Annotated in this window: 23 protein-coding genes; 8 read left to right on the top strand and 15 right to left on the bottom strand. The window is 41.0% G+C overall.

Going from position 1 to position 21,768, the window contains the following annotated elements:
• The first annotated feature begins 125 nt into the window (after positions 1-125).
• Positions 126-1,265, top strand: a complete 1,140-nt coding sequence (locus tag IC007_RS12535) for an MFS transporter (protein ID WP_162204969.1) — start codon at positions 126-128, stop codon at positions 1,263-1,265.
• Here the strand turns inward: IC007_RS12535 and IC007_RS12530 are convergent.
• The 5 genes from IC007_RS12530 to IC007_RS12510 form a co-directional block, all read right to left on the bottom strand.
• Positions 1,168-2,121, bottom strand: a complete 954-nt coding sequence (locus IC007_RS12530) for an acyl-CoA thioesterase (protein ID WP_149528853.1) — start codon at positions 2,119-2,121, stop codon at positions 1,168-1,170. The two genes, IC007_RS12535 and IC007_RS12530, sit on opposite strands and share 98 nt — an antisense overlap.
• A gap of 8 nt (positions 2,122-2,129) precedes the next feature.
• Positions 2,130-2,516: a hypothetical protein gene (locus IC007_RS12525; RefSeq protein WP_054845232.1), complete on the bottom strand. Its 387-nt coding sequence runs from the start codon at positions 2,514-2,516 to the stop codon at positions 2,130-2,132.
• Positions 2,517-2,890: 374 nt separating this feature from the next.
• Positions 2,891-4,705 (bottom strand): ATP-binding protein, encoded by a 1,815-nt coding sequence (locus tag IC007_RS12520; protein ID WP_149528852.1) that lies wholly within the window; start codon positions 4,703-4,705, stop codon positions 2,891-2,893.
• Entirely contained in the window at positions 4,702-5,814 is a 1,113-nt protein-coding gene (locus IC007_RS12515) for a DNA double-strand break repair nuclease NurA (RefSeq protein WP_054845231.1), read from the bottom strand. Before IC007_RS12515 ends, IC007_RS12520 begins: the two co-directional genes overlap by 4 nt.
• Before the next feature lie 70 nt (positions 5,815-5,884).
• Positions 5,885-7,198 (bottom strand): FAD-dependent oxidoreductase, encoded by a 1,314-nt coding sequence (locus tag IC007_RS12510; protein ID WP_054845230.1) that lies wholly within the window; start codon positions 7,196-7,198, stop codon positions 5,885-5,887.
• A 50-nt stretch (positions 7,199-7,248) separates the two neighbouring features.
• Between IC007_RS12510 and IC007_RS12505 the strand changes: the two genes are divergently transcribed.
• Genes IC007_RS12505 through cysS form a run of 3 tightly spaced genes read left to right on the top strand, consistent with a single transcriptional unit; the run spans position 7,249 to position 9,988 of the window.
• Positions 7,249-7,686, top strand: coding sequence for a hypothetical protein (locus IC007_RS12505; RefSeq protein WP_054845229.1), 438 nt, complete (start codon positions 7,249-7,251; stop codon positions 7,684-7,686).
• A 5-nt stretch (positions 7,687-7,691) separates the two neighbouring features.
• Entirely contained in the window at positions 7,692-8,585 is an 894-nt protein-coding gene (locus IC007_RS12500; RefSeq protein ID WP_054845459.1) for a bifunctional phosphoglucose/phosphomannose isomerase, read from the top strand.
• 5 nt (positions 8,586-8,590) lie between these two features.
• The gene (gene cysS / locus IC007_RS12495; protein ID WP_054845228.1) at positions 8,591-9,988 is read left to right on the top strand and encodes a cysteine--tRNA ligase; all 1,398 of its coding nucleotides are present in this window, start codon (positions 8,591-8,593) and stop codon (positions 9,986-9,988) included.
• 129 nt (positions 9,989-10,117) lie between these two features.
• Here the strand turns inward: cysS and IC007_RS12490 are convergent, their stop codons facing one another.
• Complete coding sequence (locus tag IC007_RS12490; RefSeq protein ID WP_149528851.1) at positions 10,118-10,549, bottom strand: NUDIX hydrolase; 432 nt, start codon at positions 10,547-10,549, stop codon at positions 10,118-10,120.
• Positions 10,550-10,632: 83 nt separating this feature from the next.
• On the opposite strand from IC007_RS12490, the gene IC007_RS12485 reads away from it, so the two are divergent.
• Together IC007_RS12485 and IC007_RS12480 are read left to right on the top strand one after the other, a co-directional pair.
• Entirely contained in the window at positions 10,633-11,928 is a 1,296-nt protein-coding gene (locus tag IC007_RS12485; protein WP_054845227.1) for a hypothetical protein, read from the top strand.
• 65 nt (positions 11,929-11,993) lie between these two features.
• Positions 11,994-13,262, top strand: coding sequence for a Glu/Leu/Phe/Val family dehydrogenase (locus IC007_RS12480; protein ID WP_149528850.1), 1,269 nt, complete (start codon positions 11,994-11,996; stop codon positions 13,260-13,262).
• Positions 13,263-13,453: 191 nt separating this feature from the next.
• Here the strand turns inward: IC007_RS12480 and IC007_RS12475 are convergent, their stop codons facing one another.
• The 5 genes from IC007_RS12475 to IC007_RS12455 form a co-directional block, all read right to left on the bottom strand.
• Entirely contained in the window at positions 13,454-13,747 is a 294-nt protein-coding gene (locus IC007_RS12475; RefSeq protein ID WP_054845226.1) for a TIGR00304 family membrane protein, read from the bottom strand.
• Between the two features lie 4 nt (positions 13,748-13,751).
• On the bottom strand, positions 13,752-15,239 hold the full coding sequence (locus tag IC007_RS12470) for an ATP-dependent nuclease (RefSeq protein ID WP_149528849.1): 1,488 nt from the start codon (positions 15,237-15,239) through the stop codon (positions 13,752-13,754).
• A gap of 107 nt (positions 15,240-15,346) precedes the next feature.
• On the bottom strand, positions 15,347-16,126 hold the full coding sequence (locus IC007_RS12465; RefSeq protein WP_054845225.1) for an SDR family oxidoreductase: 780 nt from the start codon (positions 16,124-16,126) through the stop codon (positions 15,347-15,349).
• Positions 16,104-16,733, bottom strand: a complete 630-nt coding sequence (gene udg, locus IC007_RS12460) for a type-4 uracil-DNA glycosylase (protein WP_054845224.1) — start codon at positions 16,731-16,733, stop codon at positions 16,104-16,106. The genes IC007_RS12465 and udg overlap by 23 nt, the downstream gene beginning before the upstream one ends.
• A 175-nt stretch (positions 16,734-16,908) precedes the next feature.
• Positions 16,909-17,370: a hypothetical protein gene (locus tag IC007_RS12455; RefSeq protein WP_054845223.1), complete on the bottom strand. Its 462-nt coding sequence runs from the start codon at positions 17,368-17,370 to the stop codon at positions 16,909-16,911.
• Positions 17,371-17,409: 39 nt separating this feature from the next.
• Here IC007_RS12455 and IC007_RS12450 point away from each other — a divergent pair, with 39 nt between their 5' ends.
• A complete protein-coding gene (locus IC007_RS12450; protein ID WP_054845222.1) occupies positions 17,410-17,697 on the top strand; it encodes a hypothetical protein in 288 nt (95 codons plus the stop codon).
• 137 nt (positions 17,698-17,834) lie between these two features.
• Here IC007_RS12450 and IC007_RS12445 read toward each other — a convergent pair whose 3' ends face one another.
• From IC007_RS12445 to IC007_RS12435, 3 genes are read right to left on the bottom strand one after another with little or no spacing between them, the layout of a single operon-like run.
• Positions 17,835-18,731, bottom strand: a complete 897-nt coding sequence (locus tag IC007_RS12445; protein WP_054845221.1) for a sulfite exporter TauE/SafE family protein — start codon at positions 18,729-18,731, stop codon at positions 17,835-17,837.
• Between the two features lie 9 nt (positions 18,732-18,740).
• Positions 18,741-19,283, bottom strand: a complete 543-nt coding sequence (locus tag IC007_RS12440) for a DedA family protein (RefSeq protein WP_162204967.1) — start codon at positions 19,281-19,283, stop codon at positions 18,741-18,743.
• A gap of 38 nt (positions 19,284-19,321) precedes the next feature.
• Positions 19,322-19,720, bottom strand: coding sequence for a metal-dependent transcriptional regulator (locus IC007_RS12435; protein ID WP_054845219.1), 399 nt, complete (start codon positions 19,718-19,720; stop codon positions 19,322-19,324).
• A gap of 54 nt (positions 19,721-19,774) precedes the next feature.
• Between IC007_RS12435 and IC007_RS12430 the strand changes: the two genes are divergently transcribed.
• Positions 19,775-20,638, top strand: coding sequence for a dihydrodipicolinate synthase family protein (locus IC007_RS12430; RefSeq protein WP_054845218.1), 864 nt, complete (start codon positions 19,775-19,777; stop codon positions 20,636-20,638).
• Positions 20,639-20,844: 206 nt separating this feature from the next.
• Here IC007_RS12430 and IC007_RS12425 read toward each other — a convergent pair whose 3' ends face one another.
• The gene (locus IC007_RS12425) at positions 20,845-21,552 is read right to left on the bottom strand and encodes a hypothetical protein (protein ID WP_149528848.1); all 708 of its coding nucleotides are present in this window, start codon (positions 21,550-21,552) and stop codon (positions 20,845-20,847) included.
• Positions 21,553-21,768 lie beyond the last annotated feature (216 nt).

Genomic DNA, 21,768 nt, shown 5'->3' with positions numbered 1-21,768 from the left:
ATTTTTCCGATGTACCCGCACGTATATATAGTCTCATTTCATCGTTTGTCTCTAGCATCCCATGAGGTAAAGTAACGTTCTAGGCTCTATGCCTTTTTAAAGGGAATTAGATTAGCCCTATCTTTGTGAGGAAGTTCATAGGCCAGTTCTTTATAACAACGGCCTTGACGGAGGTTAGCTTGGTTTATCCCGTACATTTTTACGCAGTTCATCATTCGTTATTGTTGCTAGGTCTCATAACTGCTCTATATAATGGGCTGAATGGAATTGGATCGTATTTGTGGGGATTGATTCTAGACAGTATGAAGACAAGGAAGGGGCTTTTGATCGTGTTGAGTTCCATGGGCGCAATGTCGGGAGCAGTGTATTCCTTTAATGGTCTCATAGGTTACTCCATGATAGGCTTCATATCTGCCCTAGATGCCCCACTTTACTCCCTCGTCCTGTTAGAGACCATGACCGAGGATGATCTAGTGAGAGGAAATTCGGTCCTTTCAGAGATTTCTCTTGCAGGTAATATAGCAGGGAGCATCCTTGCCTCAGTTTACCCCAATCCGCTTGTGGTAATAGGACTTTTCCTCGTTTCCTTGGTGTTCAACATGCTCTTCGTCCCTAGCTATGACGGCAGAACGAACGCAAACAGGAAGGAAATGATGAATGACTTGAAGGGCTTGTATTACCCAGTAATCTCTTACTTTGCTTTTAACCTCTCTGCAGAACTGTTCTTTACAGTTTACGTCCCTCTGAATTACGACATGGGAAACCCGGAATACGTTGTATTCCTGAGTTATACCATTCTCTACCTTGTAGACGAGTTCGTTTACAACAAGGCGGTATCCATGATTAAAGGTAAGGAAATCAAGTACATCTACTTATCGATAGTAGGAAGAGCAGTTATATCTCTAGCTCTAGCCTTGCTGGTAGTGTCTCAGCTGAAAATAGGTTTAGGAATAGTTGGTTTCTTCATGGCTTTCGGTCCAATATTTCCCGTGTATAGTACTGCGTTCTTCTCAGTGGTAGTAAAGGGTTTGAAGAGAAATAGAGCTACAATGTTAGGTCTGCTAAACTCTGCTGAAGATATTGCCTCGATAATAGGCGGGTTAGCAGTAGGAGTGGCTGAAACTTTGTTCGGAGCATATATGATGAGTTTCTATGCTCTCGCAATAGCTATGTTCTCTTTCTCTGCATATCTCTCCTTGAAACGGCTTCAGAGTAAGCCTGTTTCTCCTCAGGAGAAGAAGGAGTATACTCAGGCATCCTCCTAGGTTTACCGTCCCTTCCGACCCTAACATAAGAGAAGTATGCAGTGCTCACGTTTTCAGTAACGTTGAAACCGGGGTCCTCTCTTATTACGTTGATCACGGCCTCCATGGATGTTTTTCCTACATAAGTGATCCCAGCCCTTATTGTAACGATATCGTTGAGCCTCACGGGAGAATAGAAAGAGAGGTTTCTCACTGCAACAGTCACTACTGTGTCTGATGTGTCGTCATCGTAACGGGTGTATCCTATCAATTTGAGGCCTAATGTACCTCCCATATCGTCCATGAGCTTCATTAATTTCCCTGCAGAGATTATTCTACCGTCGTAAGTCATATCAGGCGAAACGTGCAAAGACGTGGTTACTCTGTACCTGAGCCCCGATGTTGGATCCTGGACGTTGAACCTCATGTCCCCTTTCAACTGCTTAAGTCTCTTCGCTCGTCTTTCCAAGGCCTCCTCTACCCTTTTTTGGTAGGAAGGGGACACGTCGATGTCTTCAATAATGCGTATAGGCCGGAGCAGGTCATCGACCTTGACGTAAGATCCTGACGCCGATACTACCTCTTCGCCCATCACGATGGCTCTCATTGATACCTCAACTGACGTGTTTCCCTTGTGGAGCGTCTCAGCCCTTATCTCTACCATGTCTCCTAGATTGACGGGTTTCCTGAACTCCACGTCATCAAGGGAAGCTAGGAGAGTCAAACCTCTGGTCACTTTCCTGGCTGAGAGCATGCCTGCCTCAGCGAGGAAACTCAACATATCTCCTCCGTGGAGTCTGCCCATGAAGTTAGTGTCTCCGTAATGTATCAGCTTCACTACTGTGACCTCAGTGTCGCAGATCTTCGTTAGGATCACCGTCCGTTTTACTTCAAGTTTTCAAATATCAGAGCATTAATTTCCTCAGCCATCTTAGTATATTTTTCTCCTCCTCTTCGAGAGAAGTCCAGGAGGATGTCCCTCAGCTGCTTGAGGATCTCTATGTAATCTATTTTCTTTACTGCATCTTCAGGAAATGAGGAGAAATCCACTCTCTTCTCAGTACCGGACAAAAAAGGTAGGTATTCATCCTCGCTTATACTCTGTATGAATAAGCCCTTCCTGTCGAGATGGTATTCGTGAGGTCCTCTCTTCACCAGGAAGATGGAAAAATCATCTGAAGGTGGTATTAGACTTGAGACCTCTTTCATGAAGAGTATAGCGTTGTCTTTGTTTTTCTCTTTCAAGAATTTACGTATAGCCTCGTTTAGCATGCTCACAATTCACTTAATCAGTTTTTAACTTCACCTATTTATCGTCTTAATCTCATGTGAGAGGCAAGGCTAATTCATCTTTATATTAATTTTAGAAAATTAGAAATAAATTTTAAATTCTTCTCAATCTTCATATGAATTTTTATAAGATTGAAAAATATGTAATGTCTAAAAATTCAAGAGTTCGCTGCTATACTAGTTTGAATCTTGACTGGGATAAAAAAATACTTGAAACACGATAAAATCTGATCGGAAGAATCTAGCGTTCCGTGTTACTGGTTTTAGATCTAAATTGCATTTCAAAGAGCAGGTCCTACTAGGTATAGAGATATTTCCAGAGTAAAAACGCGATTAATCATGCTTCCTTTTTCCATTTACGTTCTAGAAATGTCATAGTGACCCAAAGGAGGAGGCACTGGAACCTTGAGCTTTACCTTCCCCTCTCTGAACCAAGGCGAAAGTATGTAAGCTACTCCGTTCTTCTCCCATGAGAGAGCTTTAGCTTCTGATCTAGAGAGCCCCATTTCTTCACCTACCTCTTGCTTAATCCTGAAGAGTACTTTGGTATTTGAGAGCTGAATGACAATATCGCTTAGGTCCATAGGGTTATGGGTTGCGAACATGAAACCCAGTTTCCTTCTTCTGCCAAGTCTCATCATGGTGGCTATTTTCCCGGCCACCCTCCTCACGTAATATGTGTCGTCGTCTCCGCCTTTACCTGACGGAAAGAATCTGTGTGCCTCGTCTATTACAATCAGGAACCTCCCTTTTACTGCTCCGGTACGCATTTGCTTTTCCCTATGATCGAAGATTCTGTCCAAGAAAAAGTAGGCCAAGATCTTTTGAGAGAACTCATCTATTTCGCTATTGTATAAGTCTATTATTACAAGCCGTTGGCTCCCCTCCAGGAAGTCCTTGAACTTATCCTTCTCAGCGGGGACGTCGAATAGACCCGTATCACGTAGGATATAAAGTCCTCTCCTTATATTGTCTCTAGTACTTTTATGAACGCTGTAATTCTCGAACTCCTCATCATCCAATGAATCCGCTAGTTGGTCCAGTGTTCTTATATCCTTATGGGTTGAAATGTATTGCCTCAGGAACTGAGAAGCTTGTTCTGTGAAGTACGGATTTAACCTATGGAAAAGTCCTCTTATTTCTGAAAACCTGAAGAAGAATGGATGAATTGATGCAGAGGCTTCCCAGTAATCTGTTTTCAGCGTTATTTCGTTCCCATCAACTTTAGTCTTCAGAGATATCCCCCTGGATTGAATGAAATCTACTAGGGGTTTCACGTAAGTGTTGAAGTACAGATTTGTGATGTCCTCAACTGTCTTCACTTGGTTCTTCCTTCTCCATTTCCAAGTCAACGGGAACACTATGTTGACCTTCAAGTCACGTATTGATGAACCATAAAGACTTGAGAACTCCGAGATCCCTCTCGAGACAGCTACGTCTCTCATGTTAGGCGGTAAAAACACGTTATAATAGTCTCCAGTGGCATCAAGGACGAAGGTCTTGGAGTCGGCCTCGGTCAGGTAAACTCCTCCGATTACGTCCTTGATGAAAGAGGTCTTTCCTGCACCAGTAGTTCCGAGCACAGAAACGTGAAAGTTGAGGTCTTCAGGGGAAATCCCTACCTTGACTTTCGTGTAAGCGTTATCCAGATAGCCTAGATATAGTTTCCCCCTCTTTGTGTCTAAGGCTTTCTCTATAATGTCGGAGTAAGGAAGAAAGACTGGAGACTGCGGTTCGAGGACTAAGTCAGCTACTTCCAGCTCTCCTCCTGAGAGGACGTCCATCCTCGTCAAGGGTTCGCATTTTACGGTAACGTTAGTGATGAGCGAGCCAGGTTCGTCCTCGTTGGTAGAGGACGCACTCAATACGCTAGAGTCTCCTACAAAAAGAGACGTCGCATCAGTCCTTTCATAACCAACTATTCTGAGCAACACGAAGTACAGAGTTTTTATATCTACAGCACCCAGGAATAGACCAACCCTACCTAGAAATGGTAGCTTGTAGTATGTTACCGGGTCAACTGAAACATTCACAGTTATATCTTCTGGAGATACTTTGGAAGGCATGTGTCGTGCTACTTTTCCTATGACCTGAGATCCGAGGGTCACAGCTAGAGTGTTAGCCTGAGATATCCTCTCCTTTATATCGTTGAATAGCGATTCATCGTTCACGTCTCCACCCCTATTCTAGAGCTGAAACTCGCTTGTACCCCTATTCTTTCCATGATCGTTGAAATGACTCTCAGTATACCGGAAGTTACAGCCTTAGCCGAAGAGTCTGCCATAGCTAGGACAGAGGGTATTCCGTCCTTTGTGAAGTCTAACGAGGAGATTATGTTTGGAACCTCCATGTCCTTCGTGGTGGTCTCAATCCTCAGGACTGAGAACCTCTTAACGTAAGGGTGAAAAGGGTACACTAAATAGTTAATGAACACCTCGGTCTCATCTTCCTTTCTGAAAGGTCCCACGACTATAGGTTTGTAAGGTCTTGATTCTACAGTATCGTAAAGTCTCAAAAGGAATGCCTCATCGTTCAGGAACGCTAACGGATCAACCTTGTACCTAATGACGAACTCTTTTCTGAAATCTTCCCTAAGGGACGACCTCAAGAACTGAGACTTGTCTAGCCTCTTCACTATGCCTACAACTTTCTTGTCGTTCAATATAGTTTTCCTCCTTCGACTTAACTTTTCCTTAACCTGATATCTCAGGAAGATTGAAGGAGGGAAAATAGGTCCATCTACAATCAGGAGGGAACCGCTGTTTATTTTACTTGACAAAATAGCTTCGGTCTCCAGAGCCAATCTTATCTCAGCTTCTATAGTTTCGGGGTTCTGGAATGAGCTGAATGGAGTTCCGTCGATGGAGACAGTGGAAATCATGTTGTTACAGTAAAGGAAAGGCGTTATTCCGGGATATTTGAATGACGATGCGAGGGCTATGAATGGAACCGAGAGATCTAAATTAGGTAAGCCCGAGACGGATGGGTAAACTCCTACTAAAGGGTAACGGTTTGAAGAGATCGATACAGAGGCTATACTTACTACTCCCTTTGAGGAAATGAACGTCCTGCTACTCCCATCAACAGCAAACACGTCAGGGATCGAAGAAATAGACGCCTCTTTGATGAGGTCATCTACGTCAGTAGCTGGGATCGAAACTTCACTTTCATACCATTCGGTCTCTCCTTTCTCAAGGACGTCGTTATCGAAGTACCCCGCAATGTATTTTTCTACCACGTCATACAAGACAGTCCTTAAGTCTAGCCTCTGCAACGTCATTGTACAAAACATATTTAATGATCGAAATATTTAAATATGGTGCGATTAAAGTCGGTAATACCTCTTTTTCCTAGTCTCCAGCGTATATCTTCCTCGCAGCTAGAACTATAGGATCCCATACCCTGGCTACAGCTGGAAGGTAAGCGTTCTCCATGAAGAATAAGTCCTCTACAGTTAGCCCTTTCATCATTGCTAAGGCTAGAACGTCTAACCTTCCTAATACCTCTTCGTCACCAACTATCTGAGCCCCCAACACTCTGCCGGAACTCTCCTCAGCTATCAGCTTCACCCATATGTCTTTAGAACCCGGGTAATATCTAGCTCTAGTTTTGTGCTGAACTTTAGCTTCTACTGCCTTCATGTTAGTCTTCAAAGCTTCTTCGTAGGTTAGACCTACTTTGCCTACTTGGGTCTCTTTATATTTAGTGATCATAGTACCGACAACCCCAGGGAACTTCTTTTCCAAACCTGCTACGTTAAACGCTGCTACGAAACCCATCTTATTAGCCACTGGAGCATAAGGAACCCAATCTGGTTTCCCAGTGATCACGTTTGTCGACTGTGCTACATCTCCGACAGCGTAGATACCCTTCTCTGATGTCTCCATTTTATCGTTTACGACCACTGATCCATGAATTCCCAGTTCTAGTTGTCCTTTCACAAGGGAAGAGTTAGGCTTTACTCCTATTGCTACAACTGTTCCGTCCACCTTGTATTCTCCTTTGTTAGTGATCACAGTTCTTCCTCCATTTCTTACTTCCAGCACCGACTCAGATAGCCTCATGTCTAGGTCTCTCGCTATCTTAGGAGAAATGAAAGACGCCATATCATCGTCCAACATCCTGTTGAGGGGACGGCTTCCGTGGTGTATCATGACTACCTTCTTTCCTTTTGACACCAACGCCTCGGACGTCTCAACTCCTAGAATCCCTCCTCCTATAACCGCAATCTTTTCGAGGGACCAAAGTGCCTTTCGGAGTTCCTCTGCATGTGCAGGATGGTGAACGAAGAACACTTTGTCCTTTCCATCAGTCTTGATTTCCGACGGAATTGACCCTGTTGCAATGATCAAGTAATCGAACTCAACGGTTTCGTTCTCATCCCCTATCTTAGCTACCCTGGAAGAGACGTCTATCTCTCTTACCTTAGCGTTAACTCTCAGATCGATCCCTCTCTTTTGGATGAAGAATGAAGGTTCGTAAGTCATGAAAAGCTTAGGGTCGTCGAAGAGCCCCTCCAGGAAGTAGGGAACCCCGCAAGGAGCATGGCTCACCATTGAGGTCGATTCGAGCACTGTCACTTTCATGTTAGGGGCCAACCTTCTAATCCATGATGCAGCAGTCATCCCTGCGGCCCCTCCACCTATTATAAGAACTCTTTCCATAAATTCTCCTTAAGAAACACCTTTATAACTATCATTGGAAAATTTATCTCATGAAAGCAGAAACTAAATTCGATGAAGTATACAAGGAACTCAGTTCTATTAGGGAAAATGAGCTTTCATTCAATGAAGCTGATACCGTTAGGTTCGTCAAATCACAGATACAGAAGATGGTATCTAATCTCTCAGCAATGGAGAAAGCATCACAGCAGAAGGAGTGGGATGAGCTTTTAGGAAATTTTCTTCAGTTGCTTGAGAAAATAAACCTTATCAATGTGTACCTCATGCAACCTACATCACTATCCATGTTAATGAAGGAAAGAATAGCAGACGTTGTGGAGAAGCTGATCTCTTCAATTTCGTTCTCCATTTCAGAGGCCGTGCTAATGATAAAGGAGGTATCGAAAGAGATGGGAGTTGAAAATATCAATATTTCAGTTTCAGGAACACCAGCAACCATAAATGTTAGTATTAGCATGAAAAAGGCATGAATGAGATGGAAAACCCTTACATAGACTGGGACGTTAAGTTCGATGAAGCGTTAAAGATGGAAGTGCCAGAAGCTAAGTTTTCGAAATTTTCCTTTTCCGGAATCGGAGGGAGTGGTATAATAGGTGATATAGCTAGGATATTCTTTCCTGAGATAGGGAATTCTTTAGAAGGAAATGAAACCCTCCTTGCTGTTAGCTACTCTGGTAACACGTCGGAGACGATAGAGGATGTAAAGAGGGCTATCCAGAAGGGTTCAGACGTGATAATAATAACCTCAGGCGGAATCCTTGGCAAGTTCGCCAAAGAGAAAGGGATAAAACAAGTGACAGTTAAGGCAGGATCTCAAACCAGATATTCTTTTCCTTACCTGATAACGCCTCTCCTCAAGATAGTGTCTGAGAAGACTGGGGATAAGCTAAACCTCGAAAGGCTAGCTCTAGGCGTGAAGGAGAAGAAGGACGAAATAGTCAAAGAGGGTACTAGTTTGGCTAACTTGGTGATGGGGAAAATACCTGTTTTCTACTCATCACGCTTTCTAGGTATAGCCAAGAGGTATAAGCAGGAGGTAAATGAAAACGCCAAATACCCTGCGTTTTACGGCGAGATACCAGAGGTAAATCATAACGAGGTGGAGAGTTACGTTCACGGGTATAACCTTCATCCTGTAGTGATATATTCAAGTGAAATAGACTCGATTACGGCAGAAGTTCTACATGCTACTTTAGTCAAGGGCTTTTATGATGATGATCTCATGAACGTTAGTTCACTCATGATGATAGGGGGAATCATGTCCATTGCCATGGCTGAGTCTCTTCACGAGATACCAGATAAACTGTACAATATACCCAGAGCTAGGGAGTTGACTTCTAATTTATTTAAGCCGTCCTCAATCTTGTAAGTCATATGAGAATTTTCAATACGCTTGGCAGGTCTGTTCAGGACTTCGAACCCAGCGGTTCTACAGTTAAAATGTATGTCTGCGGGCCTACAGTATACGATGAAGTTCATATAGGCCATGGTAGGACTTTCGTAGCTTATGATATGATGAGCAGGTACTTCAAGCTTAAGGGTTATGACGTAATTAGGGTACAGAATATTACAGATATAGATGACAAGATAATAAAGAAATCCAATGAGACTGGAAAGGGATGGGAAGAGATAGTAGCCATGTACAGTAACAGCTACTTGGAGTCCTTAGAGCTACTCAAGGTAAAGATTGACCTCCATCCGAGGGTATCTCAACATGTGAAAGATATAATCGATTTTGTGAGCAGGCTGATAGAGAAAGGTAAGGCGTATGTAGCGGAAAGCGGTAGCGTGTACTTCGACGTGGATACGTACGATAAATATGGAGAGCTCTCCAACACCATGAAGAACTTGTGGAATCAAGGAGAAGAAACGATAAAGGAAAAGAGACATTCCTATGACTTTGCGCTATGGAAGGCTTCTAAGCCGAACGAACCTTTCTGGGAATCTCCATGGGGGAGAGGAAGACCGGGCTGGCATATCGAATGTTCTACCATGTCCACCAGATATCTGGGGGAGACTTTCGACATTCACGGGGGAGGAATGGATCTGATATTTCCGCACCATGAAAACGAGAGGGCTCAGAGCGAATCTCTCATTGGGCATCCGTGGGTGAAGTATTGGGTACATACAGCTTTCATAACAATAAAGAAGGAGAAGATGTCCAAGTCTTTGGGTAACATAATACCCCTTAAGGACGCTCTAAAGGAATGGGGTCCTTCAACGCTTAGGCTATGGTTCCTCTCTTCCCACTATAGGAGTAACGTTGATTTCAGTGACGAAACAATGGAACAAGCTAAGAGCTCAATTGAGAGGTTTCATAACGCCCTAGCTATACTGAGGTCAGTGCTTAGGGAGGGAAATAAGTTCTACTCTTCTCAAGATGGGATTAGGACTTTCCAGAAAGTGCTGACGATGAGGCAAAGGTTTTACCAAGCCTTAGATGACGACTTCGACACACCTTCGGCTTTAGCTTCAATTCATGATCTTGCCTCTTTAATATTTACAGAAATACAACAGGAGCGAGATTTCCTCAGTGCCGTGACGGCAATGGACTTAATGCGTGACTTCAATCAAGTGTTTGGAGTTCTTGATGATGAGTTGGAATCGCAAGGGAAGCACATGAACACCTTGGTAGAGAACATACTTGAAGTTAGGAAAAATCTAAGGGAGAAGAAGATGTATGAAGCGTCAGACCTGATAAGGGACGCTCTAGCTAAGTCTGGGATTAAAATTATGGACTCGAAAGAAGGGTCAACTTGGAGGTTAGAGTAAGTAATACTGACAAAAAGAGAAGATTTTTAAAAAAAGAGTTTGTTCATCTATGCACGAATAGACTAAATCAAAAAGTTATCATAATGAAGAAATAATCAAATTTCTAAATAACTAAGAAGGAAAATGCTTCTACTTTTGTAGATCTCTGTCTAGAATAAATAAAGGTATTTCCTCCTTTTTCGCATACCTTTCGATCATCTCGATAGTGGACGGGGTAGTCTCCAACCTTCTAATCTCCTCTAGCGAGAAGAACCTCGAGTCTTTTGCGTCAGAGGAGGCTTCTAAATTCCCCCCTACGATTTCGCACGAGAAGTCGAAAATGACGTAATGGAAGCCCTCTTTTATTATCTGAACTAGAGCTACTACTTTCCCCGGCTCCACCAGTAGTCCGGTTTCCTCCGTTATCTCTCTCTTTAGTGCTTCCTGAAGTGTTTCCCCGTACTCCACTTTCCCTCCGGGTATAGCCCACGTCCCTGCGTTCGGGGGCTTTCCTCTCTTTACAAGCAAAACTTTTCCATCCTTCATGATCAGTCCTCCTACCGCAACAAGTGGTCTGTCCATAGGCATATGGATAAAAATTAATATTTTGTACCTTACGGTTTCCACTGATGAAAGGTTTACTCTTAGCTCTTATCACATTACTATTGGTTGGCGAGGTAGCTTTGCCTTCATTAGCTTTAGTTAGTTCTTATCAGCCTCCTGATGTAGGTAAAGTAGATAGTTCCCTTACTTTACCTTCTTCCATGAGTTATTTAGTTAAGCAGATTAACGCCACAGTAACAGGGGTAACTAAACAAACATCTAATTCTACTAAAAGTAACACAACAAGTTCCACTATGGCTACTAAAAAAATAAATGCTACATATCTTGTAAATTACTCTGTTATAAAATATAACTCCTACGGAAACCTCACCGTTAAAATATCGGGAAACTACACGACCCAGAACATTTCATTCTACAAGGGCAACTTCACCATCAATCCTGAACTCGACCCCTTTACCCTTGAGTACCCATTCGTCTTACCGAATTATCTGGCTAACTTAACTTACGGAATCTCTTCTCCAAGTTCCTCTCTTGTATTTGAATTCTTAAAGCAGGTCACGGTTAATCTGAATGGAAATCAAGAAACTGCCTATGATTTCAAGGTAATTGATAGCGCAGGGAACTACAATATGACAGTTTTAAGTAACGGAGTAATTTATTATTTGGATAACTCCACTTTCAATATGTCACTGAAAAGCTTTAACACCTTTACGTTAAGCTTAGCTAATTTAATACCCAACCTGAATCAAAGTGATATAAACTCTACATATCAGTACTCAATATATGAGTTCAATCCAACAGCTGCTACCCTACTTCCCACCTCAGAGATAGAGGTGTTCTATCCTTTAGTCTTCTCTAATGGAGTAATCGCGCTTAACGAGTTTGAGCTAAGGACATTACCAAATGAGTCTGTAGTAGCTTCTAGATCCATTGACGGAGTCTCTGTATATAATTATCTAAGCTTGAATGAGCTCAATGAGACCTTCACCACGTTCTCTCCTCAAGTTGGAAACAAGAACATAACATTTAACGGGGAGAACTTCATGTTTGTGAACCAAACTAAGGTAACAACACCTGCTGGTACTTTCACTTCTTACTTGTACAAGAACGTTTCTTCCGCTGGTACTCTAATCCAGTATCTGTATTTAGGAAAGGATGGACTTCTGTTGAAGCTCAAGGAAGTCAGTGTGTCTACAGGAACTCCAATAACCGAAGGTGAGATATCATTCATAGGTAATAATTATATTCCTCCTAGCGTCAGTTTTCCGTATCATAGCTTGAGCGATACTAACTTGCCGTATAAGCCGGTAAATTCATACGACTCCATGATAATTGCTGTTATCGTCACTCTTGTAATTGTTGCAATCCTTTTGCTTCTTCACAGGAGATTCGGGTAAGATATGATATTTTTTAAAGTAAGTAGATAAAGGAGTTTTAATATTTGAAAGAAGATCTGTCTTTTATGAGCACAGTTTATTCAGATATAGTATCCTCAGATCTGTATACCCAGCAAGTCAAGAAGCTAGAGAGGGTAGCCCAAATACTTTCCTTAGATAAGGACGTTGTTGATTCGCTCTCACAACCTGAAAGGGTAATCCAAGTTAAGATAAACATTAAGGGTAACGATGGAACTGTTAAGACGTTCACTGGCTGGAGATCTCAGCACAACAGCGCTTTAGGCCCATACAAGGGAGGGGTTAGATTCTCACCTAATGTGACTCAAACTGAGGTGATGGCACTTTCCATGATGATGACGTGGAAGAACTCCCTTCTAGGTCTTCCATATGGAGGAGGAAAGGGTGGAATTAGAGTTGACCCCAAGAGCCTTCAAAAGGACGAGTTAGAAAGACTTTCTAGGGGATACGTTAAGGCAATATATAACTACATTGGTAGTGATATTGATATACCAGCTCCAGATCTTAATACAGATCCACAAATAATGGCCTGGTTTCTGGACGAATATGTTAAGGTAAGTGGAAAAGTGGACTTCGCATCTTTTACAGGGAAGCCGGTTGAGATAGGAGGACTTAGTGTAAGGGAATATAGCACAGGACTAGGGCTTTCCGTTATTACTAAGTCAGCAGCTGAGAAGTTCATGGACGGGATAGAAGGTAAGAGAGTGATCATTCAAGGATTCGGAAATGTGGGATATTTCGCAGCCAAATTCATTAAGGAAATGGGAGGGAAAATAATAGGAGTAAGTGATTCGAAAGGAGGAGTAATAAACGAAGAGGGAATAGATGCTGATAAACTAATGGAAATGAAGAGAAGTGGGGAAACAGTGTCATCATATGAGGGAAAGAAGGTTACAAATGAGCAACTTCTAACTTCGGACTGCGATATTTTGATACCAGCTGCTATAGAGAACGTCGTGAACAAAGCCAACGCGTCCCATATCAAAGCGAGGATGATAGTAGAGGGGGCTAACGGTCCACTTACTGCCGATGCAGACGAAATATTAAGGAAGATGAACGTGATCGTTGTCCCTGATATATTAGCTAACTCAGGAGGTGTGGTTGGAAGTTACGTGGAATGGGCTAACAATAAGATGGGTGAAATAGTAGAGGATGAAGAAGCCAAGAAGCTAATTATAAGCAGAATGGAAAGAGCTTTCTCCTCTATGTATAGTGAGCATGAAAGAAGATTCTCTGACTATGATTTGAGAACCTCTGCGATGGCTATATCTATAGACAGAGTAGTCAAGGCATCAAAACTCAGGGGTATGATGTAGAGTTCCTTTAAATTGATGGACATTGCAGAATTTAGTTAAATTTCTTTTCCTTTTTCCCCCTTTTTTAAAAATCTTATCATTGATGAAAAGTTGTAGAATAATCCCAAGGTTCTACTAAGCGACGTGAAAGTTTCCGTTTATCAAAGCAAAAGTTCTTAAAAGCCGTCTATATGCAATTTGTTAGTTTCCTTTTAAATGATGAAGGGTATTATGTAGAGCGACACTAGGATTGCAGTAATTATAATGGCAGCAACTATCATCCATTTTGATATTCTTTTAGAAGACCCAAAGACTATCGGTATTGGACCTATGAATATGACACCTCCGAACTCACTTTTTCTCTCCTGTTCCTCTTCCTCTCTTTCACTATTCTCCCTTGTAGTAGATTTCTTAACTCCCTTGAAGAACTCGTAAAACATTCCTATAAAGACAATGAAGAAGCCAATTAGTATGAGAACAGTCCCAGCTTCAACAAGGCTTTCCATGTTACTAGTTTACGGCTTGGATGGATTTAATCTTATTTGCAAGAATCTCAATCTCTTTCGGTATCTCCACAGTGTCCACTTGACTTATCATTTCTCCTATGGACATCCTCAACTGGTTATAATCAATTCCTCTCTTCTTCATCAAGTTGTAGAGCCACTTCAAGTTCTCCTCTTTCCCTAGATCCTTTAATTCCTTGTCATCAGGAGATATTCCAACGTTCTTCAACACGTTAAGTAAAACCTGCTTGTTGTAATAACTCTCAACTTCCCTTGACATTGGAACACAGTAATCTCTCAAGCTGACGTCTATACTATCACACATGCCTAGAAATATCATATCAAGTTTAAGCATTTTCCTTAATTTTAGCCAGTTGTCTAGTTCTAAATTAGATGCTACCTTAAAGATCTGCACTCCACTGTCCTCTGGAATTATATTTAACCTTCTCAGCCAATTGCTCACTACCACTGGTTCTGCGTTACTATCAGTCAAAATTATTATTCTATTGAAAACTATATCGCTTAGGTTGGCCTTTAAAATGCTGAGTACGTTCTTAAGCCCTTCCCTTGGTTTCACCAAAACAGCAGTTGAACTACCCTGATTCCTTCTTAGCACTACATATGAATCAACTGTAGAGGAAACTATGTAAGGAGAGTGAGTGGTGACGAAAGCTTGTAGAACTCCAGAATCAGTCCAGCTTTTCATTAGTTTGACTATCTTAGATTGAAGAGTGGGGTGCATGTTTATCTCGGGTTCCTCTACGAGGAGAATTTTGTTTCCGCTGAGCCAGATAATGAAGAGCATCAGAAGGACTCTCTGAAATCCGCTTGCAGCCCAGTCTATGTATATGGGCATGTCGTATACGTTAAGGACTAACTTCCTTCCTTCCCAGAACTCCATTCCCTTTATTTCCGGTATAGTTTTACTCACTAAGTTGACGAAGTCGTACCAGTACCTCCTTAGGTTTATAGGAGAGCTGTTCATGTCCATCATTCTCTTCATAGTCTCATCGAAATACGTTTGATCGAATATTGGAACGTATTCCACGTGTTGAGAAGCGTAATCTGATATCTTCTTAACTATCTGTAAGTCATCTTTCCCTGGGGGAGAGCCGTTAATCACGAGTCTGTTCACGGTCCATTCAGCATATCCTCCACTATACTTCACTTCGTTCTCCACTTCAAGGATTATCGGAGCGTTCTTTCCTAGTATTTTGTTTGCTTCTTCTGAAGTGAACTCTACTCTTCCTCCTAGTTTCATTTCCGACGATGTATCATAGCCTTTCCAGAGGAGAAGAAGCTCGTTGTTCCTATCTTCGATAGATTTCTTCTCAATTCCTGAGGACAGATTTCTCAGGAAGAGATAGACTGCAGTGAGAAAGTTAGTCTTTCCATATCCGTTGTATCCTACAACTACGTTGAATCCTCCTATATCGTTTAATTCTATTTCTGATATGCTTTTAAAGTTCTGTATGTGTAAGTCGGTAATCTTCACTGTACATCACAAGTAATACTGTGGAAATGGAGTTATATTCCTTGAGTACTTTATTCTATGTTTTTTCTCTAGATAGAGAAAAACGCGGTATTATCTGCCCTATGCCTTTAAAAGATTCCTCTAACAAATCCTCCATCTACAGTTATCAGTTGTCCCGTAATGTAAGTTGAGAGAGAAGAGGCTAGGAACAAGAATACATTAGCTATCTCTTCGGGGCTTCCGATTCTCCTTAAAGGTATTACCGACGTTATATCCTTGAGGACTTCTTCCTCGGTTTTAGATTCCCTTGAGGCTCTGTCTTTAACGAGTTGTGAAACCCTTTCAGTCATAGTCCAGCCCGGTAGTACTGCATTAACTAGGATATCCTTTTCTGCGAGCTCGTTAGAAGCGGTCTTAACTAGACCTGCCAGCGATAGCCTGACTACGTTAGATAGGTCAAGGTTTGGGAGAGGTTCCCTCAGGGTCATGGACGTAGAGAGTATTATCCTTCCTCCTCTGCTCATGAGTTTTGAGACTTCCCTCACTGCCACGACAGCGTTGAGGAGAAGAAGGTTAAATGCTTCCTTCCAGTCCTCATCCGAGAGCGTGAGAACGTTCCCCGGCTTAGGAGAGCCGGTGACATAGCAGAAAACGTCTATTCCGCTCATCTCTTCGTAAGCCTGTTTGATTAGAGATTTCACGTCATCTATGTTCCTCAGATCTGCAAGAAAGGAGTGAACTTTCCCGAGCCTTGATAGCTCGGACTCAGCCTTCTCCAACCTCTCTCTAGAATGTGACGAGATTGAGACCTCGGCTCCTTCTAGGAGGAATGCTTTAGCTATTGCAAAGCCTATTCCTTTACTCGATGCGGTAACTAGGACTTTCTTACCTTTTATTTGAAGATCCATCGGGATCGAAGAATTGATCTATAGTGTATGAATTTGAGTTTATCTCGGATCTTATTCTCACGAAGTCGTCTCTTATGGTCTCTCGCAGGTTAGGATTGTAAAGTGCTGCTGCTGGATGGTAGGTAGGAAACACCTTGATCTCTAGCCTACCTATTCTAAGTGTATGAGGTTTTCCTCTCACTTTTGTAATACCGGGGAAATCTACACCTGAGTATGTGAAAAGGAAACCCGTTGAATGTCTACCTAGGGTGACTATGAGTTGTGGGTTTATCAGACGTATCTGTGAAACAAGATATGGAGAACACGCGCTAATCTCCTCAGGCATGGGATCCCTGTTGTTAGGCGGTCTGCATTTAACTACGTTAGTGATGAAGACATCCTTACGTTCTAGTCCAAGCACGTCATGGATCATCTTGTCTAGAAGTTTTCCCGCTGCTCCTACGAAAGGTCTACCTTGGATATCTTCATTCAAGCCAGGGGCTTCACCTATGAACATCAGCTTAGCGTGAGGATTTCCCTCTCCTGGTACTGCATTTTTCCTAGCCTCAAACAACTTACATTTCTTGCATGCCCTTATTTCGATCTCTAGATCACTTAACGAGCTCATCCTTTTTCACAGTACATAAAGGAATTTTAAGTTTCAGGTAATCGACCCGTCATCACTGATCAACCTATGTCGGCGTCATCACCAACTGTGCCCCGCCTTGCTGACCTCCTTCTTAGGCACGGACACCGCGACTCTGGAGGTGATGGATAGGCGGGGTTATTAAATAGCATTAATTTTACTCATTATTAACTCTGAGCTTAGCTCTCCTGTAAAGTCTGTAGAGGAACACTATTAGAACTATTTGTCCCAGATCCAGGACTAAGCTTTTTGTTCCGTGGAAAGAGATTTCTACAAAAAAGGGAAGAACCAGTATCTCTGGTTTAAAGGTTTCATATATGAGGAAGAAGTTCAGGTAATTGAGGAAAATGAAAGAGATCGCTGACGCATCTATCAGAACATTGTAAAACAACGACTTACTCCCGTAGAAAATTACAATAGAAATAAAGAAAAGCATCAAGGCTAGGAAAGCTGAGAAAGATATTCCTACAGGGAGAGATAAGTTGTAATGAACTCCGGTAGGTGAGATTCCTGCTAGTTCCTCGTCACCTACTGGAACTAGAGGGAAAAAGGACAAGAAGATTAGAGTTACTATAGTAGCAACGATAAAGACGTACGCGTAGTACTCCCTTAATTTCATGCATAGTTTTCTAAGCTGACGAGTAAAAAGACTATTCATATGTCGAAAAAGTTTCTCGAACTTCAGGATCTCATCCTAATTAAGACCTCCTTAGAGAAGGTGAAACTCCACGTGGATGAAAGGCAACAGAAGACCGTTTTTCCTTGGGTTAAAAGGGAATCTGCAACTACAATCATGAAGTGCTCTAAATTTCCTGAGTTACGAAAACTGTCGGACGATATGAGGAAAGCAGTTGAAGAAGAGGATTATCAGTCTCTAAAAGAAATATTACCTTCTCTTATAAGTAAACTGGAATTGATGATAAGGCAATATTATGATTCTATGTGATTATTTATATGTAGATATTTTTGAAATACAGATTTATTCATAAATAATTAATTTATTATATATTTTTAATAATTATCACAGTAATAATTCGTTTTCTAAGATAGGTTCTATAGATATCTAAATAAAAAGAAATTATATTAAATTAAATGCAAAAGATAATATAATCCGTTTATATTTTGATACATTGTATAGAATGCCACTACGACTATAATTATGGCAAAAATTTTCCTAAGAGTGCTTTTTGGTATGCTTGATGCTACAGATGCGCCGGCGTAACCTCCTGCAATGCCACCAACAAGATATAGTAAACTGACTATGATATTTATATCACCGTAAAAGGCATAAGTTGATGCTGCCGTAACTCCGAAAGTACCTACTGCTATTAAAGACGTACCCACTGCCCTTAGCATATCAAGCGAAGAACTGAAGAGAAGCCCAGGTACTACAAGGAATCCTCCCCCTATTCCAAAATAACCTGAGGCGAAACCTACGGCAAGTCCTGCCGGGATGACCCTTTGTAGGTTTACGCCCGAGATCAAAGAAGAAAGACCTCCACTTCCATTTTCTTTTGTGATAGTAGGTTTAGTGGTTTGAAGCGATTTGCATTTCGTTCTCCACATCTTCGCCGCAACTGCTATCATTAGGAAGCTGAAGAGAAAAAGTACGAAAGCCCCTGACATGAGATGACTTAAATATGCTCCTATTACATCACCTAATATCCCAGGAATAGTGAAGAATATGCCTTGTCTTATTCTTACATTTCCTCTCCTGAAATGCATGTACGCATTCAGATACGCATTTAAACCTACAGCTAGCGCAGTTGTTCCCAGAACCAAGTGAACAATGTAGCTATACTCAGCTGGAGTTTTAGCCTCTGAAGCTAGGCCTACAAAGTACAACAAAAGGGGAATAGCAAGTATCGAACCTCCTCCTCCTATTAGTCCAAGACTGAACCCTACTAGAATACCTGAGATAACTGAAAGAACTAGCTGTAATGGAGAAAGAGTCACTGAAAATGATGGATCTGGAAGCATGAGATGTATTTATCGTTTATACTTTAAAAAGTTATGTTTGTATAAAATAATAACAACTATTAACGCTATAATTAGTATTATTGTTATAATATAGGTTAGATGATCAATTTGTGATACTATTGTGGAATAGTTTCTACCAAATAGAAATCCTACGTATGCTAGTACCCCGTTCCATAGGAACTGGCCTGCGAATGTCGCAATGAAAAACCTCAAAAAGTTCATCTTAGCCAGTCCTGCAGGGTAAGAGATTAGAGCTCTGACTGCAGGAAGGAATCTAGCAAAAAATACAGCGAAAACACCATATTTATTAAACCATAAGTACATTTTATTTAGATTTGCCTGAGTTAGCCTAATGTATTTCCCATATCTGAGGAGAATTGGTTCTCCTAAAAATAAGGCTATGAAATAGTCTAAAAAAGAGCCTATTGTAGCTCCAATTGTTCCTACTAATATAGCACCTAGAAGATCGTATTGACCTTGTGAGGAGAAGTATCCCGCTAGAGGCATTATAACTTCGCTCGGTACTGGAAGACCGAGGGCCTCTAGAAACATCAATATGAGAAGGATGGAATAAGAACTAGGGGTGAAATTCATTCTTGGTTAATCTCGCCTCCATGAGGGCATGTTTTAGGTTTGCCTAGGTATACATAAAGTTTTTCCATAACTTCCTCCGGAATCGCGTAGTCAAACTTCTTGGAGAAGTCACAAGCGGATTTCTCGTCGAAACCTAGTCTGACTAAAAAAGTCTCTACTACTCTATGAGTCTTTGTCCATTCGTCATATTCCCTTTGTCCAGAATCAGTTATCCATATCCCATCTCTTTCCTTTCTAACTAGGTTTTTGTCTACTAGATGGTCTATTTCCTCGAAAACACTTGCAGGAGAGATACCCATTTCTTTAGCTATTCTAGTTATTTTCGCACCGCTATTCTCGTCGTTGTACTTCTTTATAACTGTAAGGTAGTCGTATTCCCTCTTGGATATCTGCATTAACTTAACATTCAGTTTTTAAGTAAATAAACCTTTTACTAAATCGACCTTAAAATGAACATAATAACCGCGTTAGTAACGCCATTTAATCTGAAAGAGGAGCTCGATGTTAACGCCTTAGATCAGGTGATTTCCTTCCAGAGGAAAAATGGGATTTCCTCTTATTGGGTTCTTGGCACTACTGGAGAGTTCAACATGCTAAACGAAGATGAGAAACTGACTGTTGTTAAAAGTGTACTAGAGAGAAGCAAAGATAAGGAAAATGTAATTGTAGGAGTTAGCTCGGACTCTGTAAGCAATGCCATAAGGTTAACTAGAAAAATGATAGACTTGGGAGTCGGCTCGGTCTTCAGTTTGCCTCCTACTTATCATATCACGGGGCTCAAGGGTTTGATGATGTATTTTGAGTCTTTAAGGAAGACTGGAAACAAGGTCTATTTCTATTATAATCCGTCGTCTACTAGGTTGAATATTCCCATAGATTACATAAGGAAATTAATCGAGGAAGGTTTGATAGACGGGATGAAAGTGTCAACTAGCGACTTAGAAGAACTATCTTCCTTTGTAAGTCTTAAGGATCAGTTAAAGTTTGAGCTGTTTTCTGGGAGCGACGTTACAGTTCTTCAAGCAATTGTAGATAAAGTAGAAGGTATAGTTACCGCAGTTGGAAACTTTGCCCCTGAATTATTAGTGGAGATAGCTAAGAAATCTGAGGCAGGGATTAACTCCGAGGTTATAGATTTAGCAAACAAAATTAGGATGCTAGCTCAGGTGACGTCTCTGCCAGACTATCCAACAGGCGTTAAGATAGCTATGAAGTATAGAGGTTTATATGTGGGGAACTGCAGATCGCCACTTCAGGAGGACTCCAATGCTCAAGCATCAATATACTTTACGCTCAAGGATTTAGAGCTATAGGCAAATATCACGGTTTTTATGCAGTAAAAAGAAAGATATATAAAAGTTATTTTAAATTCAAATTTAAACAGAAACACTTTACCCTTCTTTCTAAATCTTAATAGAGACTTTTTATGATATTTAATGCACGAGGACTAGAGTTAGCTAGTGACGCAAAGCATTTTAAAACTTTGATGACCTCTATTTGTCATATTATATGAGCGATACTAATTAATCTCTTTGTTTTGAACTATGAATGCAATGTTCTGAATTGAGCCCACTGTGTCCCTCAGAGGTATTACTATGATCATTACTTGGTAGTGGTCAAACTGATTTTCCTTTATGTGGAAATCAAGGTAAAGTTGGACATAAACCTTGTTCTCAGAGGGATTGTAAGTGTATCTTACGCTCTTTACAGTATAATAGTGAGAGTAAATTGGGAAGTATATTGAATCGTTTGGAGAGAACGATATAAGCAGGGGTAAAATCTCTGACGCATTTATAGAAATTAGATCGGGATATACTGAAAAAGTGTCTCCTCTAGAACAAACTAAAGAGGAGTTCATCACGAAAAGGAAGATCTGACTCCCGTTAAAAGTAGAAGATGAATAACTATAAAAAGTAGTGTAATTTGCAGTATTATTTTCTTTTCCGTCACTAGATAAGCTATTATATTCAATTGAGCTATAATTCAAGAGTAATACAATGACTTTAGAATAGTTCGATGAAAGATATGCTGGTGCTTCATTCCAGGTTCTGGGCGTTGACAGCAATAGTGCAGTCTGATTATATTCGTTTAAAGTTCCATCTTCTGAAACCGTTATGACTCCGTTTATTCTTTCTGAGTGTAATACAACATAGGGAACGTAAAGTGCTACTGCTGCAAAGAATATAGATGCCAATATGCCAGCAGCTACCATTGACCAGCCTTTCACACGATTCTTAACTATAGCGTATTTTATATTCTTATTCGAAGCACTGTACTCCTTTTAACTAGTTATGTAATTTAGGGAAAACATTAAATAAAGGAATCGTTTCTACTATACTCTAAAATGATAAAAATCTGGTATTTACATATTTCTATTGCAATTATAGGAATAATTATTACAGTTCTTATTATGATTGAATTCTTTAGACTAAATAAGGAATTT

Origin of the sequence: Sulfuracidifex tepidarius (assembly GCF_008326425.1) — an archaeon.
Taxonomy (GTDB): domain Archaea; phylum Thermoproteota; class Thermoprotei_A; order Sulfolobales; family Sulfolobaceae; genus Sulfuracidifex; species Sulfuracidifex tepidarius.
The sequence above is the reverse complement of the archived record's forward strand: the minus strand, read 5'-3'. Positions and strand labels throughout refer to the sequence as shown.